At 40.2% G+C, this 24,704-nt stretch carries 13 protein-coding genes; 2 read left to right on the top strand and 11 right to left on the bottom strand.

Annotation, left to right across the window (positions count from 1 at the left end; genetic code table 11):
* Positions 1 to 8: 8 nt before the first annotated feature.
* The 4 genes from BFS30_RS17265 to BFS30_RS17250 all read right to left on the bottom strand — a co-directional run bounded on the left by BFS30_RS17265 (position 9) and on the right by BFS30_RS17250 (position 10,593).
* Entirely contained in the window at positions 9 to 1,178 is a 1,170-nt protein-coding gene (locus tag BFS30_RS17265) for a DUF5000 domain-containing lipoprotein (RefSeq protein WP_069380434.1), read from the bottom strand.
* Positions 1,179 to 1,223: 45 nt separating this feature from the next.
* Positions 1,224 to 3,134, bottom strand: a complete 1,911-nt coding sequence (locus tag BFS30_RS17260) for a RagB/SusD family nutrient uptake outer membrane protein (RefSeq protein ID WP_069380433.1) — start codon at positions 3,132 to 3,134, stop codon at positions 1,224 to 1,226.
* A gap of 18 nt (positions 3,135 to 3,152) precedes the next feature.
* Positions 3,153 to 6,299 (bottom strand): SusC/RagA family TonB-linked outer membrane protein, encoded by a 3,147-nt coding sequence (locus tag BFS30_RS17255; RefSeq protein WP_069380432.1) that lies wholly within the window; start codon positions 6,297 to 6,299, stop codon positions 3,153 to 3,155.
* Positions 6,300 to 6,723: 424 nt separating this feature from the next.
* On the bottom strand, positions 6,724 to 10,593 hold the full coding sequence (locus tag BFS30_RS17250) for a TIM-barrel domain-containing protein (RefSeq protein ID WP_208602984.1): 3,870 nt from the start codon (positions 10,591 to 10,593) through the stop codon (positions 6,724 to 6,726).
* Positions 10,594 to 10,824: 231 nt separating this feature from the next.
* Between BFS30_RS17250 and BFS30_RS17245 the strand changes: the two genes are divergently transcribed.
* Entirely contained in the window at positions 10,825 to 13,230 is a 2,406-nt protein-coding gene (locus BFS30_RS17245) for a TonB-dependent receptor (RefSeq protein WP_069380431.1), read from the top strand.
* Positions 13,231 to 13,410: 180 nt separating this feature from the next.
* Here BFS30_RS17245 and BFS30_RS17240 read toward each other — a convergent pair whose 3' ends face one another.
* Together BFS30_RS17240 and ligD are read right to left on the bottom strand one after the other, a co-directional pair.
* Positions 13,411 to 14,175, bottom strand: coding sequence for a Ku protein (locus tag BFS30_RS17240; RefSeq protein WP_069380430.1), 765 nt, complete (start codon positions 14,173 to 14,175; stop codon positions 13,411 to 13,413).
* Between the two features lie 16 nt (positions 14,176 to 14,191).
* Complete coding sequence (gene ligD / locus BFS30_RS17235) at positions 14,192 to 16,807, bottom strand: DNA ligase D (protein WP_069380429.1); 2,616 nt, start codon at positions 16,805 to 16,807, stop codon at positions 14,192 to 14,194.
* A gap of 136 nt (positions 16,808 to 16,943) precedes the next feature.
* On the opposite strand from ligD, the gene BFS30_RS17230 reads away from it, so the two are divergent.
* Complete coding sequence (locus tag BFS30_RS17230) at positions 16,944 to 17,531, top strand: hypothetical protein (protein ID WP_069380428.1); 588 nt, start codon at positions 16,944 to 16,946, stop codon at positions 17,529 to 17,531.
* Here BFS30_RS17230 and BFS30_RS17225 read toward each other — a convergent pair.
* The 5 genes from BFS30_RS17225 to BFS30_RS17205 are packed head-to-tail and all read right to left on the bottom strand — an operon-like array spanning position 17,528 to position 24,667.
* Positions 17,528 to 18,232, bottom strand: a complete 705-nt coding sequence (locus BFS30_RS17225; protein ID WP_069380427.1) for a thioesterase II family protein — start codon at positions 18,230 to 18,232, stop codon at positions 17,528 to 17,530. The two genes, BFS30_RS17230 and BFS30_RS17225, sit on opposite strands and share 4 nt — an antisense overlap.
* A gap of 31 nt (positions 18,233 to 18,263) precedes the next feature.
* Positions 18,264 to 19,019 carry an aspartate/glutamate racemase family protein gene (locus tag BFS30_RS17220; protein ID WP_083252094.1) on the bottom strand — a complete coding sequence of 252 codons (756 nt, stop codon included), beginning with the start codon at positions 19,017 to 19,019 and terminating at the stop codon, positions 18,264 to 18,266.
* A 23-nt stretch (positions 19,020 to 19,042) separates the two neighbouring features.
* Positions 19,043 to 19,981, bottom strand: a complete 939-nt coding sequence (locus BFS30_RS17215) for a TauD/TfdA family dioxygenase (RefSeq protein WP_069380426.1) — start codon at positions 19,979 to 19,981, stop codon at positions 19,043 to 19,045.
* Between the two features lie 37 nt (positions 19,982 to 20,018).
* Positions 20,019 to 21,530: a serine hydrolase domain-containing protein gene (locus BFS30_RS17210; protein ID WP_069380425.1), complete on the bottom strand. Its 1,512-nt coding sequence runs from the start codon at positions 21,528 to 21,530 to the stop codon at positions 20,019 to 20,021.
* Between the two features lie 41 nt (positions 21,531 to 21,571).
* Positions 21,572 to 24,667 (bottom strand): cyclic peptide export ABC transporter, encoded by a 3,096-nt coding sequence (locus BFS30_RS17205; RefSeq protein ID WP_069380424.1) that lies wholly within the window; start codon positions 24,665 to 24,667, stop codon positions 21,572 to 21,574.
* Between the last annotated feature and the right edge of the window lie 37 nt (positions 24,668 to 24,704).

Here is a 24,704-nt window from a genome sequence, read left to right as displayed (position 1 = left end):
AATATGAGTTATCTCAAATCTCCCCAGGCCGTCAGTTCATTAAAATTCACGAAGGTGCCATCTGTCCAGTTCCTCAATGTCTTAAACCTGATGTACCTTACTTTAGGAGCTGTAACCGGGATTGCAATAGATTCTCCTTCCAATGCAGCATCTTTATCTGCCTGAGAAAGTTGCCCTGTCGGCAAACCTGAAGGTTTCACTTGTTTATGTGTAGTGAGTAACACCCAGTTGTTATAACTTCCGTCGGCAGGGGGATTATTTGAACCCCAGATTTCTACCTCTCTGGGATTATGCAGATTGAAATAGTAAGCCTGACGCATGTAATAGGTAAGCCGGCTCAATCTGGCTGTTACCCCGAGATCAAATGAAAACCACTGTGGCATTTTTGCTGCATCGCCGGAGTGATAAAACCTGCCATCTCCATAATCTCCGTCAAATAAAGCGGATAGATTTCCACCATATCCTAAAACTGCATCTGTAGGTAAGACCAAAGGCCTCATTTTCGTCCGGTCCAGTCTGGCTTCGTAATATGGAGTAACCTGCTTATATAAGGTATCAGAAACATTGCCCCACCTGTCCCGCACAAAAATGCCAAATCTGGTTTCCTCTGCTTTCAGGTCTCTGGTAGGAAACAATCCTTTTTTAATATTGGTATAATAGGTGTTTATCGGTACAAAATTACCCAGAGAGTCGTCCGATAAAACGACAATCGCCAGATTATCTCCCTTTTCATTCTCAAAAGCGACGTTAATACCACCGAAATCAGCTGAGACCGCTAATCCGTTTCGTACCAGTTTTAGAGGTGGCTCCAAAGGATTTACGGTCACAATTACCGCAGAAGAAGCATTTTCACCATTGTCAACCGCATACAATTCTACCTCATACGCATTGGTATCTCCAAAACCCAGCACGGTTAAACTGCGGTTATACTTACTCACTTTTGTTTCCCTTACTTCTCCTTTTCTGGTCCGGTATACCGCCTTGATGTATAGAAGATCCTGGTCAGAGGGAACGGTATAACTAATTTCTGCAGCACCATTCAGGTTAACTACCGACACCTTACTTACCGGGGCCGGGGCATGCCCGTCGTTCACTATTGGCTCAAGCTTATCCCGTTTACAGGAAATCCAGCTCAGCAGCAAACAGAAAACGGAGCAGATATATGCTATTCTTTTCATTGTCTTTTCGTTAAATTAAATCATCATTTAATAGTCGCCATTGAATTACCAACCCGGATTTTGTACCAGGTTTGGATTGATCTGAAGGTTATACTCATTGATGGGCCACAGGTAATCTCTGGGAGCACTGAAAGTCTGACTAAACAACAATACCCTGGTATTGTATTCCTCTATCGTTTCCTGGGTAATGTTCCATCCATAAATCGGGGCATTCATCTTTTTTGCCGCCGTTTTCCATCTTCGCAAATCCCAGAACCGACTGGCTTCAAATGCCAGTTCAATCCCCCGTTCCTGATGAATAATTTCTCTCAACCCATCTACTGTTGTAAATTTCCCGGGCTTATTGGAAAAGGCGGTCCAGGAGCTTTCCACAGAGTTTAATCCTGCCCTTTTCCTGATTTCATTCAGGTATGGCAGTGCTGCAGCAGAATTCCCAGTTTCATTAAGGCTCTCCGCGTACAACAGGTATAAATCTGCCAGGCGCATTATCGGCCAGGGATAAGACTCTACATTTACCTCCGTTGTGCTGGCTACTAAATTCCAGTTTACGAGCTTTTTGGTAAAATAACCGGTAACCGAATACATGCGACTTTGTTTTTTACCGGTATATTCTCCCGATTTACTTTGAATATTATAATTTCCGCTCTGCATATACCATTTTGATCCGTCGAATGCCATGTCGGCATAAAACCGCGCTTCCCGGTTAAAATGAAGGCCAACAGTCCGATAACCTTCCTGCATCATTGGCTCAGCAGCGGATACAGTACGCAATTCATACCTGTTTGCGTAATCCCAGGTATTGTCCTCTTCAATAGGAACCCCGTTTTTGGTATAGAAAAGTTCTGCCATTTTTAAAGTGGGGGCCAGTTTTCCTTTTAATTCCCGGTTTACATTATTCGGATCAAACTGAGGACAGGCAAATAACTGCAGCCAATAAGTAGGGCCGTTTTTCCCGGTATACCCCCAGATCAGTTCATTGTTCCATTTTTCACAAACCGCATTGCGAATGTTCATTTCTGTTTTCAACGCCTCACTTACCTCACCGGCTGCAGGAACAAACTGGTATAATTTGACATTGGAAAAGGAAGCTGCATCAATTGCCTTTTTACAGGCCTCCATTGCTCTGGTCCATTTTTTCGGATCATAGGTGGCATTAAACAATGGCTTACCCTCTTTATTTTTCAGGTTACCATAGTCTCCATTACCATTAAACAAAGGACTTGCTGCAGTAACCAGCAACCTGGCTTTAATGGAAAGCGCCGCTACTTTTGTGATTCTTCCCAGCTCCGTTGAACGGCTGTCTATTTTATTTGGCAAGCCGACATTCGCCTCACCAGCGGTTGCCTCGTCAATCAGACCGGCAATATAATTAACCACTGAATCTGCCGGCTGACGGGATACTTTCAGCTCTTCAGGACTTGCAGTAATGGGCAGGTTTTTATCGATCACCGGGATCGGCCCATACATTCGAAACAGGTACCAATGAAAATAGGCCTTCAAAAACTTGACTTCAGCAATCCATCTTTCCTTTACATAAGGCTCCAGATCAATAGCTTTGTCGATATTTTCTAAAAAAATATTGCAGTTTCTGATGCCCTGCCACATAGAACGCCCATCATAACCATCCCAATAATTCATCTTAGCATTTACTTTATTCTGAAGGCCCCGGGCGATCTCATAAGAATCCAGTGAAAAATAATCCAGTGTCATGGGCCAGTACGTCCAGAACTCATCTCCGGCATTGAATCCAGGATTCATATCCGGGTTACCTTCCTGCGGAAGATAACCATAACAGGTAAATAAGAACTTCTCTGCTTCCACACGGTTGGCAAAGGCATGGTCTATGGTTGCTACATTATCCGGAATCACGTCCAGATAGCTTTTCTTACAGGCAAAGAAAGTCATCAGCAATAACAACAAGGTGCTGACTCCAATAGGTTTATATAAAATCTTCATGTTCGTTTTGTTGATGGGTTATAACTGTACATTGACGCCAATATTAAAGACCTTCTGAATTGGATAACCCAAGCCATTACTTCCCTGTTCAGGATCCCAAAGCTTGAAACCACTGATGATAAACAGGTTGCTGCCATTGGCATAAAACCTCAATCCTCCTAGCCGCAGTTTCTTCAGTGTTTTTTCCTGGAGGTTGTAGCCAATCTCTACCGTTTTTAACCTTAAGAATGCACCATTACGCATCCACCAGTTAGAAGGTTGATTGTTGTTTTGATTACCTGTAGCACTTAGCCTGGGCCAGAACGCATACAGGTTATTCTTTTCTTCCGACCAATGGTCTTCCGCAATGACATTTAATAAACCGTTCTGCTTAGATCCATTAAATACAAATGGGGTGATTGCCTTTGGGTCGATAAATAAAGAAGACCTCGCTGAGCCTTGAAAAAAGGCACTGATATCAAAATTCTTATATCCCGCAGATAGTCCAAAGCCATAATTAATTTCCGGAGTGACCGGGTACCCCAGACCATTCACCATATCCAGATTGGTAATTTGTCCGTCGCCGTTCAAATCGCGATATTTGATGTCTCCTCCCCTTACCTCACCGAAATTCTGTTTTGGGGAATTCGCGACATCGGTATCATCTACAAAAAGACGCTCTGCAATCAGCCCATAAGATTGGGCCAGTGAATGTCCTATGCGCGACAAATAATACATATTAGCAGCATATTCCGGCTCCTCGTTGACCAGCAATTTACTGGTAGCATAAGTAAATGTACCTCTTGCCTGTAACCAGGTTGCGCCCATACTCTTGTAGTAATCCATGGAAACATCTACTCCCTTGCCTTCCGCAACGCCTACATTTGCATTGATGGGCGCAGTTAACCCCATTGTGGAAGGAACGTATACCCTCTGCATCAAAATATTACTTCTGTGCTGCTTGTAAACGTCAACAATCAGATTTAAAGCATTAAAGAAACTCAGATCCATTCCAATATTGGTAGTCCTCGCTTTCTCCCAGGTGATGGAGGAATTGGCGTACCTGGATATCGAAACTCCGTTTTTAGAGTAGCCATAATCTTCCCCAAAGGAAGTTCCAAGCGCAGGGTTGTTCAGGTTTACATTTGACAGGTAAAAGAAACGGTCTGCCGCGGCGCCAATCTGATCATTTCCCACCAGACCGAAGGTAGCCCTGAATTTTAATTTCGATATTGTTGGCAATAATGGTTTAAAGAAAGCCTCATTACTTGCATTCCATCCGATACCTACTGAAGGGAAAAAACCGAAACGTTCATTTTTAGCAAAACGTTCTGATCCGTTATATCCAAAATTGGTTTCAAACAGGTATCGGTTATCGTACGCATAGGTAAACCTTCCCGAAAGTCCCTGATTTCTGAATGGAAGTGAAGACTGAAGATCACCTGCATTGCCATTCAGGTAATTCCTCATAATGGTGACCAGCAAACCGCTGATGTTGTGTTTCTGGCCGAATGTCCGGTTATAATTTACCGCAGCTTCGGCATAAGTTGAAGTATTCGAAATTTTATCTCCTTCCTTATAATTCAGGTATTCCGTTGCTGATTTCTCATTTAAAAGCGAAAGTGTGTACCCTTTCTCATTAGATTTTGTGGGATTTACACCATAGAAAAACGGATTGTACTGACGTTGTAAACTGAAATAGGAATAGCGTTGTGTATAAGCCATCACCCTTGCCGAAAGCCCTTCTGTAAGAAATTTAAAATCTTGTTTCAACTCCAGCTGAACATTAAGCGTTGAGGAACTGTATTGCTGAAATCCGGAAACCATGGAGGCATACGGATTGTTGTAAAAATTATCCGTACCTCCCAACGTTGCATTTCCAAATAAGGGATGTTTAACTGCCGATAAATCTGATGCAGGAAAACTCGCAGGAAACAATACCGGATTAGAAGTGACCGCGCTTTTGAAGATTTCTCCTCCCCCGCCAATTGGCCCGGTATAATCGTCAAAGCTACCGGAAGTTCTGACGATTCCATCAGTAGTTGGGGTAAGCTCTACGTTTACATTCGACCTCACCTCGTAGCTTTTGAGATTAATGTTGTTGTTGAAATTATTTTTCGGATCTGTTTTTAAGACGCCATTATCCTGATTAAAGGTCCCTGAAATATAATACTGAGCGACTTTCCCTCCGCCATTCATGTTCATATTAAAGCGTTGGTTCATGGTATAATCTTTTATCAATAAACCAATCCAGTCGTTGTTTGGGTACAGGTAAGGTTGATCACCTGCGATAGTATGGTCTATTTTTGTCTGCGAATAAGGCAGCACGCCCAAAGGATCTCTGGTAAGCACTGCTTCATTGGCCAGTTTCATATAGGTGATGTTGTCTGCTAATTTGAAATTCTGAGTATTGGAAGAGATCGAGTTTTCTAAACGGAAGTTGAATTTCGTTTTTCCGTCTGTACCCGATTTTGTAGTCACCAGCACGACTCCATTTGCACCTCTGGCCCCATAAAGTGAGGATGCCGCTGCATCTTTTAAGATGGAAAATCCTGCTACATCATCCGGTTGTAACCTTGCCAATGCATTTGTTGTGGACTCCATCCCATCGATCAGGATCAAAGGATCTACTTTTCCCGATCCAAAACTGGTAATTCCCCGGATAAAGAACTGAGCATTATCTGCTCCCGGCTCTCCGCTGCGCTGGAAAGCCACAACTCCTGCCAGTTTCCCGGCCAGCATGGTGGTCAGGTTACTCGTTGGCCCCTTGATTTCCTTGGGATTAATCGTGGTAATGGAGCTGACCATACTCTCCTTCTTCTGCTGGCCATAGGCAACCACAACCACCTCATTTAGTGCATTATCGTCTTCTTTTAAAATGACTTCAATTGAGTTTCTCCCATTTATATTTTGTTCCTGTCTTTTAAAGCCAACGTAGAAAAATGTCAGTATTCCTTTGCCATCCGGCACACGAATGCTATATTTTCCATCTGCATCAGTTACACCACCTGTAGTGGTATTCTTCAATAATACGCTTACGCCTGGCAACGGACCTCCCTTTTCATCCGTTACTTTACCAGTAACCCTGACGAGAGATTGAGCTGGGGCCTGATTTGCTGAAATCAGGAACAAAAAGAGGAAGCCGAGGTACTTTAGATTGAAATCAGTAAACCTTCTTCGATACATAATAATAGTTTGTTAATTGGTTAGATTAATCTGGTTATGTCTGTACAACGTGACCCAAACCATCAACATTGTACATACATATTTACGTATTAATTTATCAATCACAAATTTTATTTTTCATACTTTACAGTACAAACCAATCAAAACCCGGTTAAAATACCAAAAAACAAAGTTTTCAACATATAAAAAACACATCAACATGTACATACATTAACAATGCACAGTAATATATTTCCTGCTTCATCCAGCAGGTTTTATCTAAAACAGGTTTCTACTCAGGGCAATCTGTACTTTTAAGGATTTAAATCTTGATTTCGGATAAAGCAATCAAAATGAACCGAAATAACTTATCCCCTGTATCATAAAAAACCCGCAAACCAATATGATGATTTGCGGGTTAGGATTAATGTTAACCTATGCAGCTTTAAAACTTAAAGGTATTCAACTTCCTGTCTACCAGAAATCCATCCTGTACTTTAAGATCAAACTTCAGTTTGCGTTTTGCTTTTAATTTCAATACGAACAACACTGTATTTCCTGTTAAAACCTCCTTGCTACCGAGATTTACAAAAGTTGGATACAAGACTTTATCTCCATTTGTATGCAACCGGTCGTTAGTAAGGTTCTCCATTTGTTTCACATTCAGGTTTTGCACACCAATAAACTCATAATCCTGACTAGAGTATGGTAAGGCAAAACTTAGTGCATTCACAGACTTCAGGTTTAGCCCTTTCACCTTCACTTCGATAATTTCGTCCTTATTATAACTCTGTTTTGCAGTACTGATTTCAATTTTACCGGCAACTTTATCCGTTTTGCTATCTTCTATCCCGCCATCAAGCTGGGTAGCTACCACAGAAATATCATAGGCATCAATCAGGTTGTTTTTGTTGATGTCCCCATTGCTGATATAACCTTCAAAGTCAGCATCTCCTTTTCTCAATCCGGTATAATTGGTATAAGAAGTCAAATCATTCCCATCAATCAGACGATCGTTATTGATATCGCCCGGAAGGTAACTTTCCGTTCCCTGAACTTTAAATACATATAATTCACGTCCGGAGCCAAAACCTCCGACACCATCGGTAACGGAAATTTTAATATAACGGGCAGTCGGATGGCTGGCGAAATCGAATACCTTAACATCTCCTGCATTTTTCCATTCAAAAGCACCTGCTTCTGTCCAGTTTTCCTTATTGTTGCTATAAAATACTTTTCCTTTCAGCAATATTCCGTTTCCTCTTCCATTACGCGGCAGGTAATGGAATTTATCCAGCTGGTTGATTGATTTCAGGTCCATGACGATATCGAAGGGAACTGATTTTTGCCCCCATTTTGTATGCCACATGTTTCCTTCATCATAATCAAACAATTTGTCTATTCCTGATTCCTCCTGGTTTTCAGCAGTTGTTTCGGCTCCAATTCCAGGAATGGCAAATTCCAGCGGATTAAATCTAGTCCTGGAATTTAACGTTGTCCAATCCGAATATCCGTCTTTATTTACTGCACGAATTTTAAAAGAATAAGAGGTTTCTGCCTGCAATCCCTCAAACAGCAGACTCGTATCTCTGATCGTCGTATAATGCATATCGTTGAAATCTATTTCATAGAAATCTGCATTGTTCACCTTGTTCCATGTTGGCCTCAGGGTATAAGCCTCTTTATTTTTATCGGTAACCGTCGCATTTACCGGAGCACTCAGCTTACCTGATGATACCCGTTGCTGGTCTGCAGGTTCAAATTTAAAGCCTTCAACAATTACGTTAACCGGATTCAGGCTGATATCTGTAGCAGCTAATTTCAACAAAAGCTGAGGATTTTTAATGATGTTCACTTTTTCAAATTCACTTCCTTTTGTAGCGAACCTGTTCAGATCCGGACTGGCATCATAGAAAGATACATTCTCTTTCTTCAGAAAATCGTCCATCGAGCTGGCCTCAGTCAACCTGATTTTAGTATCTCCGATTTTAGCAGTCAATTTCTTCGGTTTTTCCGTAACGTTTATCCTCAGTTCGGTAGATTTCTCTTTTACAAATCCATTAAAATCACCTTTGGCAGGATGAATCGTCAGGCTTACTTTACCTTTTTGATCCAATTCGGACTCAATTAAAGTCAAAGCACCTTTACCTGATTTGTATTCTTCTGTTGTTCCGTCATCGTCATATTCCGTAAAAGAAGTTTTTCCTGAAGGGTACAGCTCATAAATGCGAATTCCTTTATTGATCTCTGCCACATTATTATTTGGATTTGACATGGGGATAATTGCTCCTCTTTTAACAAAGAGCGGCAATTTCCACAGTGGGGCATCAAAGGTATTTAAAATACTGTTTCCAGCGTATTGTGCTCCTGTAAAATAGTCAACCCAGATTCCTTCGGGCAGGTAGATTCCGTTGCGGATATCATTCCCTTTATCATCTGATTTGGTGTCCTGATAAATCGGAGCAACCAGGAAATAAGGTCCGTACAGAAATTGATATTGTGTAGCTGTACCTTTTGTGTAAGCATTTGGATATTCCAGGAACATTGCCCGGATCATCGGCAACCCGCTCACTGCCTCCCTTGAAATACTGTAGGCATAAGGCATCAATTCAGACTTCAATTTTAAATAATTGCGGTTAATCGAAGTCACCGGCTCTGCGAGAGCATGCGGATATTTCTCATTGGATCCCCAACCATCCATATTTAATTCCATCGGTGTAAAAGTCTTCCATTGGAAATCCCGGGTGTTAATGGCTGCATTTTTACCGCCAAAAATGCCATCCATATCTGAAGTAATGTTGGGTTGTCCGGATAAGCCGGAACCAATATAAGTAGGGATATGAAAACGGATATATTCCCATACTCCCCCTGTCTGATCACCGGACCAGATACCGGCATACCGTTGCGTACCTGCCCAACCATCCAGGGAGATGATAAATGGCCGGCTGCTATTCCCATAATAAGGCATGATCTGCGCCACATCTGCAACCCCATTGAGTCCGAATGAATATCCAGCACCTACCCATGCCACATCAGTTTTTAAGACCCTTACGCCTGCATCTCTTACTTCTTTAATAATATCCCGCTGTAATAAGGCGCTGACTTCTGCTTTAGGATGAAGGTCAGATTGTGTCCACAATCCGATTTCCACACCATTCTTACGGGCATAGTCCCCTAGGCTTTTAAGGTTCTGAACATTTCCATCCAAAGTTTCTGTCTGCCCGTAACCGGCACCATAACCATCATTTGGGAGTAACCAGCCAAAAGGCATATCGTTCTTTTTGTATCGATCAATGACTGCACGGGCTGAAAACTGATAGTTATTCTTTTCTCCGTTGAGGGATTCCCTGACTCCTCCATTATCTTTCTGGCTCTCCTGATATCTCTTGCCATCTTCAAACAAAATTCCTTTTTCATCTGCCTTCCAGAAATCCCTGTTATAAGCATTCAGGTGTCCCTGATAAAAACCGAATTTCGGCAGCAACACCGGATTTCCGGTCAGCTGATAAAAGTCGTTCAACAAGGCTGGAGCACCATCATTTACCATAAGAAAAACATCCAGATAATCTGAATCGTGCGACAGTTTTACCAATCCCTTTTCTTTGGCTCCGAAATCATACTTCCCTTTTTTGAAGGTATGCCACATCATACCGTAGCCGTTTGAAGACCAGTAAAAAGGTGTTGGAGATGCTACTCCTCCATCCGTCCAGCTATTTTGGTTTTCAATAGAGATCGCTTTTCCCTTATGAGAGAAACGCCCGTTCTGTACTCCTCCACCATAGAAGTATTCCTGAGGGTTTTCTTTTAGGGTCAATGTCGCTTTTCCTTTTTCAAAACTAACAGGAGCCATTTCTTCCAGAACAACAGTTTTGGTGGCCTGGTTAATCACCTTTAGCAAAGCGGTATTCTTATCGATCAACACGGTGATCTTATCTGTAGCAATTGTAATCTGCCCGGATTCCTCAGCAAGGTCTAATTTTGACACCGGCCTTCTTGGATTTTCCACTAAGATTTTAGCTTCAGGTTTGGCTTCAGGATCCCTGATAAATCCTCCTGAATTATCCTGGAACAACCGGAAAAGGTTTCCGCCATAGAAGTCAAGTGTCAACCGCTGATTGTTGGAAAACAGGAGTTCAATTGAAGTAGAATTAATCTTTTTCGCACCAATCACTTTCAGGCGCTGTTGCATTGTCTGTTTTACCAGGTTTGGTTGTGGCACTGCCGATGCTGAGGTGTAGGAAACCAGTAATGGTAAGGCAAGTGCGAGTAAAACTGTGTTTTTTGGGTTTGGATGCCCAAATAATTTTCTCATCATTCTTATAATTGGTTTTTCCTGGGATTTTCCGGACAGAAACCAGGTCGAGTCTGTCAGTCATCCCAGAAGCTTGTGTGTTGAAGCCGCCAATATAGGAATTATAGCAATAGCCCGGAATGAGATTTAGGAAGTTATCACTTCATTATTATTTAGATTTGTTTTAAATAACTTGAATTTTAAAGTTACATCATGTAGTTTTGCAATTATTTTTAATAAATCTAAATAAGAAATATGAATAAAATCAAACTACTCATACTAACAGCAGGGATGTTGCTTAGCAGTTTTATCACCTTTGCCCAACAGTCTGCCACCATAAAAGGCAGTGTCCGGATCTCCAACGGAAAAGCTGCACCTCAGATCTCCATTACGCTAAAGGGTAAAAACATTGGTGCAACCTCAGACGAAAAAGGGGAATTTACCCTAAAACATGTCAAAGCCGGAAACTATACCATTAAAGCCTCTGCAGTAGGTATCCGTTCGGCAGAAAAAAACATTTCCGTTGAAGCCGGAGAAACTAAAACAGTTGATTTTGTTCTCGCAGAAAATGATGAAGCCTTACAGGAAGTCAACATTGCAGCCATTAAAAATAAATATAAGGTCAGCTTACCTTCCGCTACTTTAAGATTGAACGAACCCTTATTGGAGGCACCCCAGAACATCCAGATTGTTAGCGAGCAGGTACTTAAAGACCAGCAAATCATCAGCATGAGTGATGGATTGATCAGAAATGTAAGTGGAGCGATACGCACCCAGCACTGGTCAGACATGTATGCCAATATCAAAATGCGGGGTTCACAGCTTCAAGCCTTCAGAAACGGGTTTAATGTGGTGAATTCATTCTGGGGCCCGCTCACCGAAGACATGAGTTTTGTTGACCATGTGGAATTCGTGAAAGGTCCAGCAGGATTCATGCTGGGTAGTGGCGATCCAAGTGGTCTTTATAATATAGTCACTAAAAAGCCTACGGGAATTAATAAGGGGGAAGTATCTCTTACTGCCGGCAGTTATGGTCTTTACCGCACAACCGTAGATTTTGACAGAAAGCTCACTGAAGACGGCAAGTTATTGTTCAGACTCAATGCGGCCGGACAGAACAAAAAATCGCACAGAGACTTCGAATATAACGACAGGTACAGCATTGCTCCTGTTCTGTCCTATGAAATCGGAAATACAAAAATTACTGCCGAATATACTTTGCAGCAGGCAAAAACCAGTCAGGTTGGCTCTTCCTATATTTTCGGAGTGAACGGTTATGGCACGCTTCCTGTTGATTTTTCACAATCCGATCCTTTGGTTCCTCCTACCACAATCAACGATCAAAGCCTGACTTTGAACGTTCAGCAAAAACTTGGCGAACACTGGAAATTAACTGCTCAGGGAGCTTATTACGATTACAATATGATGGGTAACAGTGCCTGGCCTTCCACTGTAAATGCTGATGGGACCCTCATCCGTAGTATCGGAATATGGGATGCAACCAGCAGTATGAAACTGGCTCAGGTATTTTTAAATGGAAACTTTAATACCGGTGGAATTCAACATCGGATCCTGGCTGGTTTCGATGCCGGTGATAAAAAATATGAAGCAGACTGGAATGCCAGTGTTAAACTAGATACAGAGGCCAATCCTTTCAACAACGAACGCCCTGTTTACGGAGCCAATCCCGCAGCAATTTATGCGTTTGACCTCAGACGAAGAACTCCTTTAAAAGAAAGAGCGATAGATGCCGGAGGATTAATTGGCTCCAGATACCACTCTTTTTACCTTCAGGAAGAACTCGGTTTTTTCAGCAATAAATTGAGATTGACACTTGCCGGCAGGTATACCAAGCTCAGTGAATACAGCTGGGGTAGCAGTGCTGAAGATCCAAACAAAGCAAATCAGTTTTCGCCGAGGTTTGGACTGAGCTATTCTATCAATAACAATACTTCGGTTTATGCAGTTTACGACAAAGCCTTTATCCCTCAGAGTGGAATACTCAGGGATGGTGCCAAGATTAAACCGCTTACCGGTGTTAATACAGAATTCGGTGTAAAAAAAGACTGGTTTGACAGCAAGTTCAATACTACTTTATCTTTCTACCGCATCGTAAAACAAAACGAACTCACCGGAGATCCTACCGATCCACAACGGATATACAGTGTTGTTTTAGGTGAAAAAAGAGTACAGGGTATAGAGTTTGATCTTAGAGGAGAAATCACCGAAGGCTTACAGCTTATTGCCAATTATGCCTATACAGATGGAAAAGTAACCAAAGCCAACCCGGATGTCGAAAGCATCAAAGCTGGAGATGTGGTACCCGGTTTTGCAAAACATACCGCAAATAGCTGGTTAAGCTACACGCTACAAAACGGACTATTGAAAGGTGCGGGTATTTCTGCAGGTTTTTCATGGCAAATGGATCGTGTACCAGGCAGCTGGAGCAGAACAGACGATAAACCTTTACCGGATTATTTCCGCCTGGACGGAGGACTTTTCTGGGGATCAGGTAAGATCAGAATCAACGCAAACGTATTTAATATCCTGGATAAATACCTGTATGACGGTGAGATTTACAATTTTGGGACGGTAGCAGCTTATGCCTGGCAGACAGAAGCATTGAGAAATTACAGATTAGGAGTTGCTTACAAATTTTAAGCTTATTTGAGCTTTCATTACTTATAAAAAGCCGTTTCTGTATAGCAGAAACGGCTTTTTGTTTACTTACTCAATTGACCACTTTTCTTTATTACTTTTTCAACCCCTTTTCTTTTACTTTCTTTTTCGAAATCATCGAGTCTTGAAGTCAGTGTTTTTATGAAAATCTCTTTGTTTGTATTAAGCCCGTTTATTTAAGCTCTCCATCAACTGTTCATATAAATCTTCAGAAACTGCTTTTTGAGGTTTGATCTTTTTAACGGTCGCCCGCTTCCCTTTGGCTTTAGCCTTAATAATTTTCAACAGCTCTTTGGCATAATCATCTTTAAAAGTGGTGATATCAAATGGCGCTGAATATTGATTGATTAAGGCCAGACCAACCTGCAGTTCTTTCGGTTTAATCATGATTTCATCTTTAAGTTTAAACTCTTTAGTACTCCTGATCTCTTCCTCAAAACGAATTTTTGTGATCACGATAATTCCTCCGAGAGGGTGAATGACACATAGGTGTTCCTGATTTCTCAATACAAAACGTGCCACACCTGCCTTTTTAGATTTCGTCAGTGCCTGGAGCAGTAAGGTATAGGCTTTCTTACCCTGAGCTTCAGGCTGGGTATAATACGAAGTTTCATAATAAATGGCATTGATCTCATTCATATCCACGAAGCTTTCTATTTCTATAACCTTCGTTTTTTCCGGCTTTACTTCCTCAAAATCATGATCGTCCAGCACAATATACCGATCTTTTAAGAAATAGCCCTTGACAATATGATCGAAGGGGACTTCTTTATGGGTTTTCTCATTTACCCGTTTGAATTTGATATTGGAATGATCTCTTTCATCAAGCATATCCAAATCAAGGTTACTGCTTTGAACCCCGGAAAACAATTTCACAGGAATATTCACCAGGCCAAATCCAATTGCACCTTTCCAGATAGATCTCATTTGTCAATTATTTAGGTTAGCGGTTCTTTTTAATAATTTTCATCAGGTCAACACCCTTTCCAAGTACCGGCTTAAAAATGTCGCCCAGCTTATTTGCCCTCGATACCGCATTAAAGATGTTAAAGTCCTTCATTTGCAGCCCCTTTTCCAGCTCATCCCAATGTAAAGGCATAGAAACAGTGGCGCCTGCTTTAGGCCGCAGGGAATAAGGGGCAGCTATAGTAGCCTGTGACCGGTTTTGCAGGTAATCCAGATACATTTTCCCTTTGCGGTCGGCAATAGTTCGTTCAAGACTGGTAAATCCAGGCAGTTCCCGGTTAACGAGTGTAACGATAATCCGTGCAAACTCCTTACTCTGTTCATAGGTGTATTTATTACCGAGGGGAATATAAATATGTAAACCTGTTGATCCACTTGTTTTACAATATCCTGGTACCCCCATATCATCTAAAACAGCTTTGGTTACCCGCGCAGTCTCAATAACCTGATCAAAAGAATTCTTGTCGGGATCGAGGTCTATAATACACCAGGTTGGATGATCCGGTTTTTTAATGGTGCTGCTCCAGGGGTGCATTTCAATACAACCCAAACTGGCCATATACAATAAAGTTGCTTTATCATTCCCCACCAGGAAATGTTTATCAGTGTCGTCTCCTTCAGCATGATACAAATAAGTTTTGATCCAGTCCGGCACCTTTCCCGTGACGTCTTTCTGATAAAAATTTTGCCCGGTAATCCCATCAGGATAGCGATTTAAAGATTGCGGACGGTCTTTCAGATAAGGCAGGATAAAAGGGGAAATCTGTTCATAATAATTAATCAGGTCCCGCTTACTGATTTTTTCTACCGGCCAGTATATTTTACTGAGGTTAGTAAATGTTAATTCATGCCTGTTTACCTTTTTCACTTCTGTTTCTTCGCCTTTTGTGATGAACATATCTTTAGGATTAATGAAGTCAGGAATAATTTTATCCGCATCAACTGCTTTTTCCAACACCACTTCTTTTGCATTTTTATCTACTCTCATTCCTTTAAAAGAAGGATGCCTCATGACACCGTCTGTGGTCATCTCTGCAAAATTGACCTCACAAATCAGCTCCGGTTTTAACCAGGTGGCCCTCGCTTTTGGGGAACCAAAACTGAAACGGTTTGGCTTATTCACATCCGGTTCCTCCGCAAAAGGAGATTGAGCGATGATCAGCGGTTGAAATTGAGTAAGCAACTCCTTTTGGGTATCGATGTTGAAACCGGCGCCAACTTTTCCGGTATATATAAATTTCCCCTGCTTAAAAAGCCCAACTAACAGAGAACTAAAGGGTTTGTTGCTATTTTCATTTTTTGTGAAACCACCAATAACCGCCTCCTGCCCTCTGCTGGCTTTGATCTTTAACCAATCGGTTGTCCGGCCTCCGCTATTGTATATGCTTTCAGCTCGTTTTGCAATGATTCCTTCCAGCCCCATATGTTTTACAGCGCTGAGAAATTCTATACCAGATGTTTCAAAAGATTTACTGAGCAAGATGGACGATTTTTCCGGGATAAGTTCTGCAAGGATCGCTCTGCGATCAACTAAAGGTAAATGGGTCAGATCATATCCATTATACCAGAGAACATCAAAAACATAATAAAGGAGTTCGCCATCCGATTCATTACGCCAATTCTGCAATGCACCAAAACTGGCCTTTCCTTTTTCATTGACCACCACTACCTCACCATCTATTATCGCATTAATTCCCCATTCTTTCAATTGCTCGTATACCGGATAAAACTTCTTCTCAAAAGGCTTATCGTTCCTGGATTTTAAGGAAACCTCTCCCTTATTCATAAAAGCAACTGCCCTATAGCCATCCCATTTGATCTCATATATCCATCCAGGCTCATCAAAAGGTTCATTCACCAGGGTCGTCAACATAGGTTCAACCCACTCAAAAAAAGGTTTTTTCACTGCTTTTTTGAGCAAATCCTTCAACCTGCTACCCCCAGACTCAACGATTTTAACTTTCTTTTCAAGTGCTTTCGTTACTTTTTCCTGAGTAGATCCATAAACATGGTCTGGCCTCTTTTCCATCTGGGCAATGGTCTTCCTGGAAAGAACTGATTTATCTTTTAGAAGAATATCCGATTGCCCTGCGTATTTATCCTCCAGTTTCATGAGGAGCCAGCTGTTTTCGCCTCTGCCGTAAGCCTTTATCAACGCATAAATTCCCTTGAGCTTTTTACCTTTTATATTGATTTTAAGTTTTCCATTTTTTAATTCTTGCAGCAATTGCTTTTCCTGTTTTTTCAAATCATCAGACTCAGGTTCGGCGGGCGAATAAGTTCCCTCATCCCAAACAATAACAGTTCCGCCTCCATACTGATCTTTCGGAATGATTCCTTCAAAATTCCGGTAATCGTAGGGATGATCTTCAACCATCATCGCGAGGCGCTTAACGTCAGGATCTGTGGAGGGGCCCTTTGGGACCGCCCAGCTTTTTAACACCCCCTCCATTTCCAAACGAAAGTCATAATGCAGATGAGAAGCATCGTGTTTCTGAATAACAAACCGCAATTCTTTCCCAGTTCCCTTCCCTCCGCTTGGCTCGGGGGTTTTCTTAAAAGACCGCTTCTTTTTATATTCAGTAAGACTCATCGAAAAATACTTTTGAACTCTGGAGTAATTAAAAAATTAATAACATATGTTGAAAAACACACCGGGCAGCAGAAAGTTTAGTATAATGAAAAATCATGGAACAATTGTAGTTTTGTTTTATGCATAGTCCGGTATCATGGTTATAGAAGTTCATCAGAAGAAACTTTCAATGGCTGCTCAGTTCCGCATCCTGATAAATGAGGAACTCATGTACACCGCCTCCCGGGAATTACTCCAATGGTTGGCAGAAATAGTAGTTTTAAAGATCTCTACCAAACACCTGAGCATAAAAATCAATAAACAATTTCACCTGTTTAAGGCTAACTATAAGATTTCACTTGACCATACCACCTGTATTTTTCAGACGGTCTCTTATCTGAAATCTCATTTCCGATGCCAGTTTGCCGGAGATAGGTATGATATTTATGGTCATCGGGGCCGAAAATATTCTATTTTCAGAAATGAAGAACAGGTAGGTTGGTGGGAAAAGGAAATCATTGCCTGGTTAGAAGGAGACAGATACAGGATCATTGCAAATGATGATGACAATGCCAAGCTACTGATCGCCTTCTGTTTGATCGTTGACAACTATGTTACCGGAAACCACGGGGAAGAAGTCCTGACCATCAACTGGGGCTATTTCGGTTTACAAAACAGACCCTTCGATGAGGATTGGCAACCCCGTCCATCAGCGGGGACATCTCCTATTTTCGATGATAATTAATTGTCTTTAATAGCCGCTTTAATCACACCACTGAGCGCCATAGCATTGTCATAAATAAAGAAATGACCACCTTCAAGAACCTCATACTTAAAGGTCGACAAGGTATAGGTTTTCCAATTCTCAATTTTATCTACCTTTGATTCCGCATCGCCCATCAATGCATAAATAGGACTATTTACTGGGGTCAACACTTCTTTACGTTGACTAGTTTCGGCTATTTTAAAATCTGCACGGATAATTGGTTCCACGAATTCATAGAGCTCTTTATTGTCAAGAACTTCATCTGGCATACCTCCCAATATTTTCAGTTCATTTTTAAACTGCTCGTCCGGCAGCAGGTGCCTAATTTTTGAACTTGAAATTCCGGGCCCTGCATTTCCAGAAACTACAATTGCTTGAGGGATATAACCATCTAACTCGAGTAAACTGGCAATCCTTAAAACGAGTAATGCACCCATACTGTGTCCATAAAGCAGAAAATTTGGGGACTTTAATTTAGATACAATCTGTAAATAGAGATCTCTTGCAGCAGCGCTGAAGTCTTGCAGGATTCTTTCTCTGATTCTGTTGCCTCTTCCCGGAAGTTCAATCGGGATAAAATCGTATTCCTGAAAGTGTTCTTTCAGGAATTGAAAGGAATAAACACTTCCGCCCGCAAAATGAACTAAAAATATCTGAGGTTTTGGATTATGATTCTGCATCACTTAATTTGGTTTGTAATTATAATTTTCCTTAAACATCAATCTCGCGCAACAGCGCCAATGCTAAGATCTCCGTCGGATCTACAATATGAATTCTTTCAAACATTTTTTCTTTAAAGATCATGGAAAGCTCGGTACAGCCAAGTATGATCGCTTCAGCCTCTTTCTCCTTAAAATATTCCAGTGCTTCATTCATTAATCGCTGAACATTGACATTTAGATTATTCGGAGAAGCCTTTATACCAAACTCAACATCGTAAATCATTTTATGAATCACCTGATTTTGGAAAACAGCATCCGGAACGATAACTTCGTATCCGGAATCTTCAAGGATTTTTTTGTAGACTCCTGACTTATAAGTTCCATTCGTTGCCATCAAACCAACCTTGGTTATCCCGGTCTTACTGTCTTTTAAATGACGACACGTTTCTAATGGCATATTCATTAGTTTAACTTCGCTTTTTTCTTTGACAAGCTCATCAATAATTACATCATATATATGCTGAGAGTGCGCAGTATTACAAGCTATTCCTACGACTTTAGCTCCCGACTTACCCAGGTTCAAAATTATCTGGGCAATGCTGTAGGCAGGGTTTATCTCGGTATCTCCTTCCAGAAATGAAGTCCGGTCTACAATATGTTTGGGAAAAGACATCATAATAACTGAAGGATGTTCCTGGTCAGTTCTTGCCTTTGTATTGGACAAAATATGATTAAACAATGTAAGTCCCGAATGAGGCCCCATTCCACCGACGATCCCAATCGCCATATCTTGTTTAAAATCCATGAGGAGTTATATTTAGAAGTTCATTATTTAGACATAGAAACTAAAACTTTTCTTTCACCAGAAAACTCATTCCTCCCATGACTAACCAATTCATTATCAATGATCAGCAATTCGTTTTTATTCCAAACCGGTGCAATAGTAACTGTCTCTATCGTATTCAGAATTTCATGAACCATATCCTCTTCAATTGCAGTTCCATCCCCAAATTTTACATTCATTGGAAAATCTTCAGTTGATTCATATATGGACTGCATAATTTCATATATTTCATCCCCAAGGTGCACAGGATGGAATTGATCTATCTGATTAAACCATATCAGTTCATCTGTCGTTCTATGACGAATGACGCCTTTACTCGGCTGCATGAGTCTTAAAATTCCATTTTCGCCCCATTGATAGGTGATGTTATAGCTTTTACAATAGGTTTCAAGCTGACGTGGATCAGCAGTTTCGAATGTATCCTGCCAAGAGGGACCTAACCCCAACCCGCCATGTAAATTTCTGATATAAGTAATTCCCTTTCTTTTTACCTCTTCTACAATTTCCGGATTCATTGCTTTTACAATTTCTCTGCTATCTGCCAATAAGGTCTCCCCTCCGGTTTCACTTGGAATTAAACAGGAAAAAAAAAGTTTATTTGGCCACTGAGCAGAATATGATAGCTCATTATGCATCGTAATTTTCTGATTCTTATCATATTCTGTAGAAGTATATACATTATCAGTAAGTTTGGTTCGTGGAGAGTTACCGTCAACATAACTCAAAAATTTATCAGATATCGCATTTACGATATCCTGAAAATCATGAAGGGAAGAGATGCTTACGTTTTGAAATTTAATAGCCCCTATACGGTTCAATTGTTCTTCGATTTCAATTTTATTAGTTTGATAATAAGAAATGAAATTTACTGAATCAGCATCACTTAAGCCTATAATGAGCGGGAGATTTGATTTTTTTTGCATTCTAAGAAAATTTAAAGATTTTATTAATAGTGGTTCGCTATTTATTTACAGATAACTTATCATCACATTCTTTTATAAACTCATCAATCTGCGTTCCTCCGTAATTCAGGGCTTTGGCTCTGACGAGGTAACTCTTGGCTAATGCATATTTATGATATATTTTTAAGTTCACAGCCCCGAGAATAGCATTGGCATTACTGGATTCGGGATTATACTTAAGAACAGTAACTGCCAGTTTACCTGCAGTTTCTTTGTCCATTTTATACATCTGAATCATTAGGTTTCCCAAAATATCTGCGTATACCTCTCCCTTTTCTGCTCTTCGGTCAATTTCTTCGGTCATCGCCTCAATTCCGAAACGATTCTTTATCTTGAGAAGAGCAGACACATAATTGTCGGACTTAAAACCTGGATTATTGAAATATAGAGAAAGATCTAATTTGGTACTTAATTCGTTAATTAGCGGCCCCATTAATAGCCCCAGATCGCTATTTGTAAAAAAAACAAATCCTCTTTTTTTAACTTTAGAATAAAACATGTCAGACCTGAAACCGGTGTTCTGACCAGCAAAACTAAAGATGGTATCCTGTTTACTTGTGAGTACAAAAAAACCATTCCCGATACTGAACTGAGATACGCTATCCTTACTAATCAACTTCATATCCAATGTCATTTCCCTTACACTTGATTTCTTTAAGAAGCGGCCATTAAACATGCCTAACAAAAGCGCTGAAAAAGCTTTTGAGTTGGTATGAACTGAAGATGCTGGCCAAGGTTCATTGGTAATCCATTTATCTAATGCTCTCCCAACGTAATTATGACCTTTTGATATATTACTACTAGAATCAGCCAGCACATAATTAAGTTTTGTACTGCTGCGTGTTTCCGGACTCAAAACCCGTCTGGGAAGATAACTTTGATACGGTTCCTTTAGGATTGAGGCAATTACGTCTGCCAGGTAATGATATCCTTCTCCTGAATACACAAACTTCTCACCCGGATTGCTTAGTATTTCCAATACATCCTTGTCATTCATTCTTTGCCAATTCTCCACTCCTGAAGTATGATTTATAATCATCTTAGGTGTAATTAGCCGATATCTGGGATCATGCTCTAATCTTTTATTCTCCAGATAGGTATACATAGGCTTGTCCAGATTCAGCTTACCTTCTTCCACCATTTTATACGCCAGACTAAGCAAGTACATTTTCGATAAAGAACATGCCTCAAAAAGTGTAGCAGAATCAACAATGGCTTTGGTTGAAGTATTCTGATAACCGTAAAAGTTCGAGAATACAACTTTATCATCTTCAATAATAGCGATTGAAGCTCCGGGTATTCCAGTCTCCTCCATAAACTTTTTAATATGCTGGTTGAAAGAACTAACATCAATTGATTGGCCCCCGGAAACGAATGAAAGAGATTGTGCAAATACATCCGAAGAAGAGAATGCCAGGGCACCAACTGAAAGAAATATTCCCGTTATATAAAAAAATGTGTTGGACAGGCTTGCTAATTTTTTTTGAGAAAAGCGCTTCTGTTTTTTCATAGCATTATCGAGTTTATTGGTTAGAAATGGTTAATGATATTTCAAGGTAATAATGGTGCCTTAAACCCATAGAAATGATCCGGGGTTTCACCTGGTGCAACTACATCAACTGTTGATAGCTTACCCTCATCCATTTTCAAAACATGGTCTGCAATGTCAAAGTAATGATCATCATGGGTAATGGCAATGACTATTTTACCCTGTTTTCTCATTTCCGGAAGTAAGGTTCTATAGAAAAAATGACGGTAAGAAGGATCCTGGTCAGCAGCCCACTCATCAAACAAATAGATTGGGGAATCCTCCAGGTAACACTGTAAAAGTGCTAGCCTTTTCCGCTGACCGGCAGATAAATTAATAGTACTGTACTTATTATCATTTATAGTAACCTTTTTTTCAAGATCAAGTAATTTCAGATACTTTTGAATGGCTTCATCTTTATCGGTACAATCAATATTATACAATTTTTCAAACAAGTGAAAAGGACTGAATACCGTCGAGAAATACTCTCCCAGACAATGACTATCCGTTTTCATATTATTGATGAACACGGTGCCTTCGTCTGAAGAATATAAGCCTGTAATGAGTTTAGCCAATGTGGTTTTTCCACTCCCATTACCACCGATAATGAATACAATCTGACCGCTTTTAATTTCCAGATTAATAGGCCCCACACTAAAATCATTGTTCTCTGCATTTTTGTAATGAAATTTTACCTGCTCGAGTTTAATAGATTTCACCAATGAAGTTACCTCCCCTGTCTTTTTATGAAGATCCTGGTTTGCAGGTATCTGAGCTAAAAAGGTCTGTATTTTTTGCCAGGCAATTTTAAATTGTAACAATTGGGGAACAGAGCCTAAAATGGTGTTAATCGGACCAATCATATACAACAATATGATCACAAAATTGAGGGCCGTATAGACAGGAATTTCGGGAAAGAATTTTGGAACACAAAAAGCAACTAAAGCCAATAACACCAATAACAATGACTCTCCAACTAAAAAGGCATTGATAAACCTGATATCTGCAACAGATCGTTTTTCTTTATATGCTTTTGCACTTTTAGTGACTTCATCCCTGTATAATATTTTCTTATTTCCGTGTAAGCTTAATTCCTTGAAGCCATCAACAATTCCATTGATCAGACGCATATACACATTACGTTCTTCACGCGCATCCTTAAAATAGATATTTGTACTTTGAACAACAAAATAATAGGCTAAGGAGAATGCTACAAACAATACGATAACAGCGAGCGTTACCACTAAAGAGATCGAAGCGAGGTATACGAAAACTCCAATAGTTGTAATGATGCTGGTAACCAATGATACAAGTGTACTAGCAGATTGGCCTATCACATCTACATCATCATTTAGTGCAGTATAAATCTTCCCTCTATCGATCTTTTCAAAATGCTGATAAGAAGTGGAGAAAATTTTAGATAACAATTTCACTTTCAAGTCATACACTATTCCCCTTGTCAACTTTGTCAGATTCATCTGAACAAATCTTCTTCCGAGCAAGTACACGACCAGTATTAATGCATAATAAGACAATATATAATGCAAGGGTATTTTTGACCCCACCAATGAGGTTACCAGAATAATTAAAATCACATTGGCGATTCCCGATAGTAAGCTGAATAAAACGACACCAGGAATTACATCCTTATGCTTATTCTTATTAGGAAAACATCGGTTAAGAAAATAAGCAAGATAAGTTAGAGTAATGGCTATAAAGGCGGTTACAATCAAATAACTAAGACTTATCGGTGACCAGATAAATATAGACCTCCAGTCAAAGCCCAGAAATGCTCTGGGAAGAAAATAAAAACCATATAGAAAAGGTAGTATGAAACATATAGCAAGTAAAAACTGATTTACCATAGCAAATGAAAAACCCAGATATATACGTTCTTTTTTGATCAGATCACTGAACATAAAACAGATAAATAGAACAGTCATCAGCAGGTAACTCAACAAACCAAAAAAGACCACAGAATATATCGTGTCGTTATTATCACCAGGGTCTGGCTGATTTTCCTGCTTTTCAGATGCCAGCAATTGCATTATTTTCCTCGCGATAACCGGAGTATAAGTGCTATTTGAATTTGCAATTACTGCTACTGCGAGTTTACGATCGGGTCTTAACAAAATATGGGCGCTAAAATTCGGATTAAGTCCTCCATGAAATATCTCTCCTGTCCCGTTAAGCGCAATCTCCCAACCTGCTGCATAAGCATCCATTCCATGCAGGGGAACGGTCTCGTCTCTACTATGGGTACTTTTAGCCAAAGGATACAGATCCGAAGGGATCATCCCCATTTGAAACTTAAGCCATTCAGACATATCAATTGCATTGGTAATGACGTAACCAGCGGAATTGTTTCCTTTAAATACGGGAGCCTCATAAGACCTGGCCTTAAAAAAACCTACTTTATACCCCTCGGACATTAATTCATTGTCTAAAGGTTTTCCAACTGATGTGTATTGGAGCTTTAACTTGTTGATAATGCTATCCTGAAGATAAGTTTCAAATGTTTCTCCTGTTACCTTTTCAATAATCAATGCTAAAACATCATAATTAACGGTAGCATATTCATATTTTTCGCCTGGCAATCTGTTTAACGGCAGTCCCGCAATAATTCTAATTGTCTTTTCAAGCGCATCTTTACTATCAGATTCCGGAATATCTGAGATAGTACTCCAGGCAATCCCACTGGTATGATGCAACAATTGGTTAACGGTTATTTTAACCGGTTTCTTTTTATAATCAGGATGAAACCATGGGATGTACTGAGAAACGTTTGCATTTACATTAATTTTCTCTTGCCGGATCAGTTGTTCTACTGCCAGTGCAGTAAATGCTTTACTACAAGAGCCAATTTGAAATAAGGTTTTTGGGCTGACGGGCTTTTTAAGTTCCAAATCTGCATAACCATAGCTTTTTATCAGTGATTTGCCGTTTTCGAGTACAACAATACTCAAACCAGGAATATCACCTTTTTCCATCAGCTCAGAAACCTGATTCTGGATTTGACTGTTGATGGCCTCATCCTTCAATTGTGCAAATAATGATGGAGATATACCTAAACTAGAAATGATTAAAATCAAAAAGACATAGAGATTATTTTTTCTCATTAATTGTTATTTTAAATAGTTTTTACAACAATTGAAT

The sequence above is a fragment of the Pedobacter steynii genome (genome assembly GCF_001721645.1).
Taxonomy (GTDB): Bacteria; Bacteroidota; Bacteroidia; order Sphingobacteriales; family Sphingobacteriaceae; genus Pedobacter; species Pedobacter steynii_A.
The sequence above is the reverse complement of the archived record's forward strand: the minus strand, read 5'-3'. Positions and strand labels throughout refer to the sequence as shown.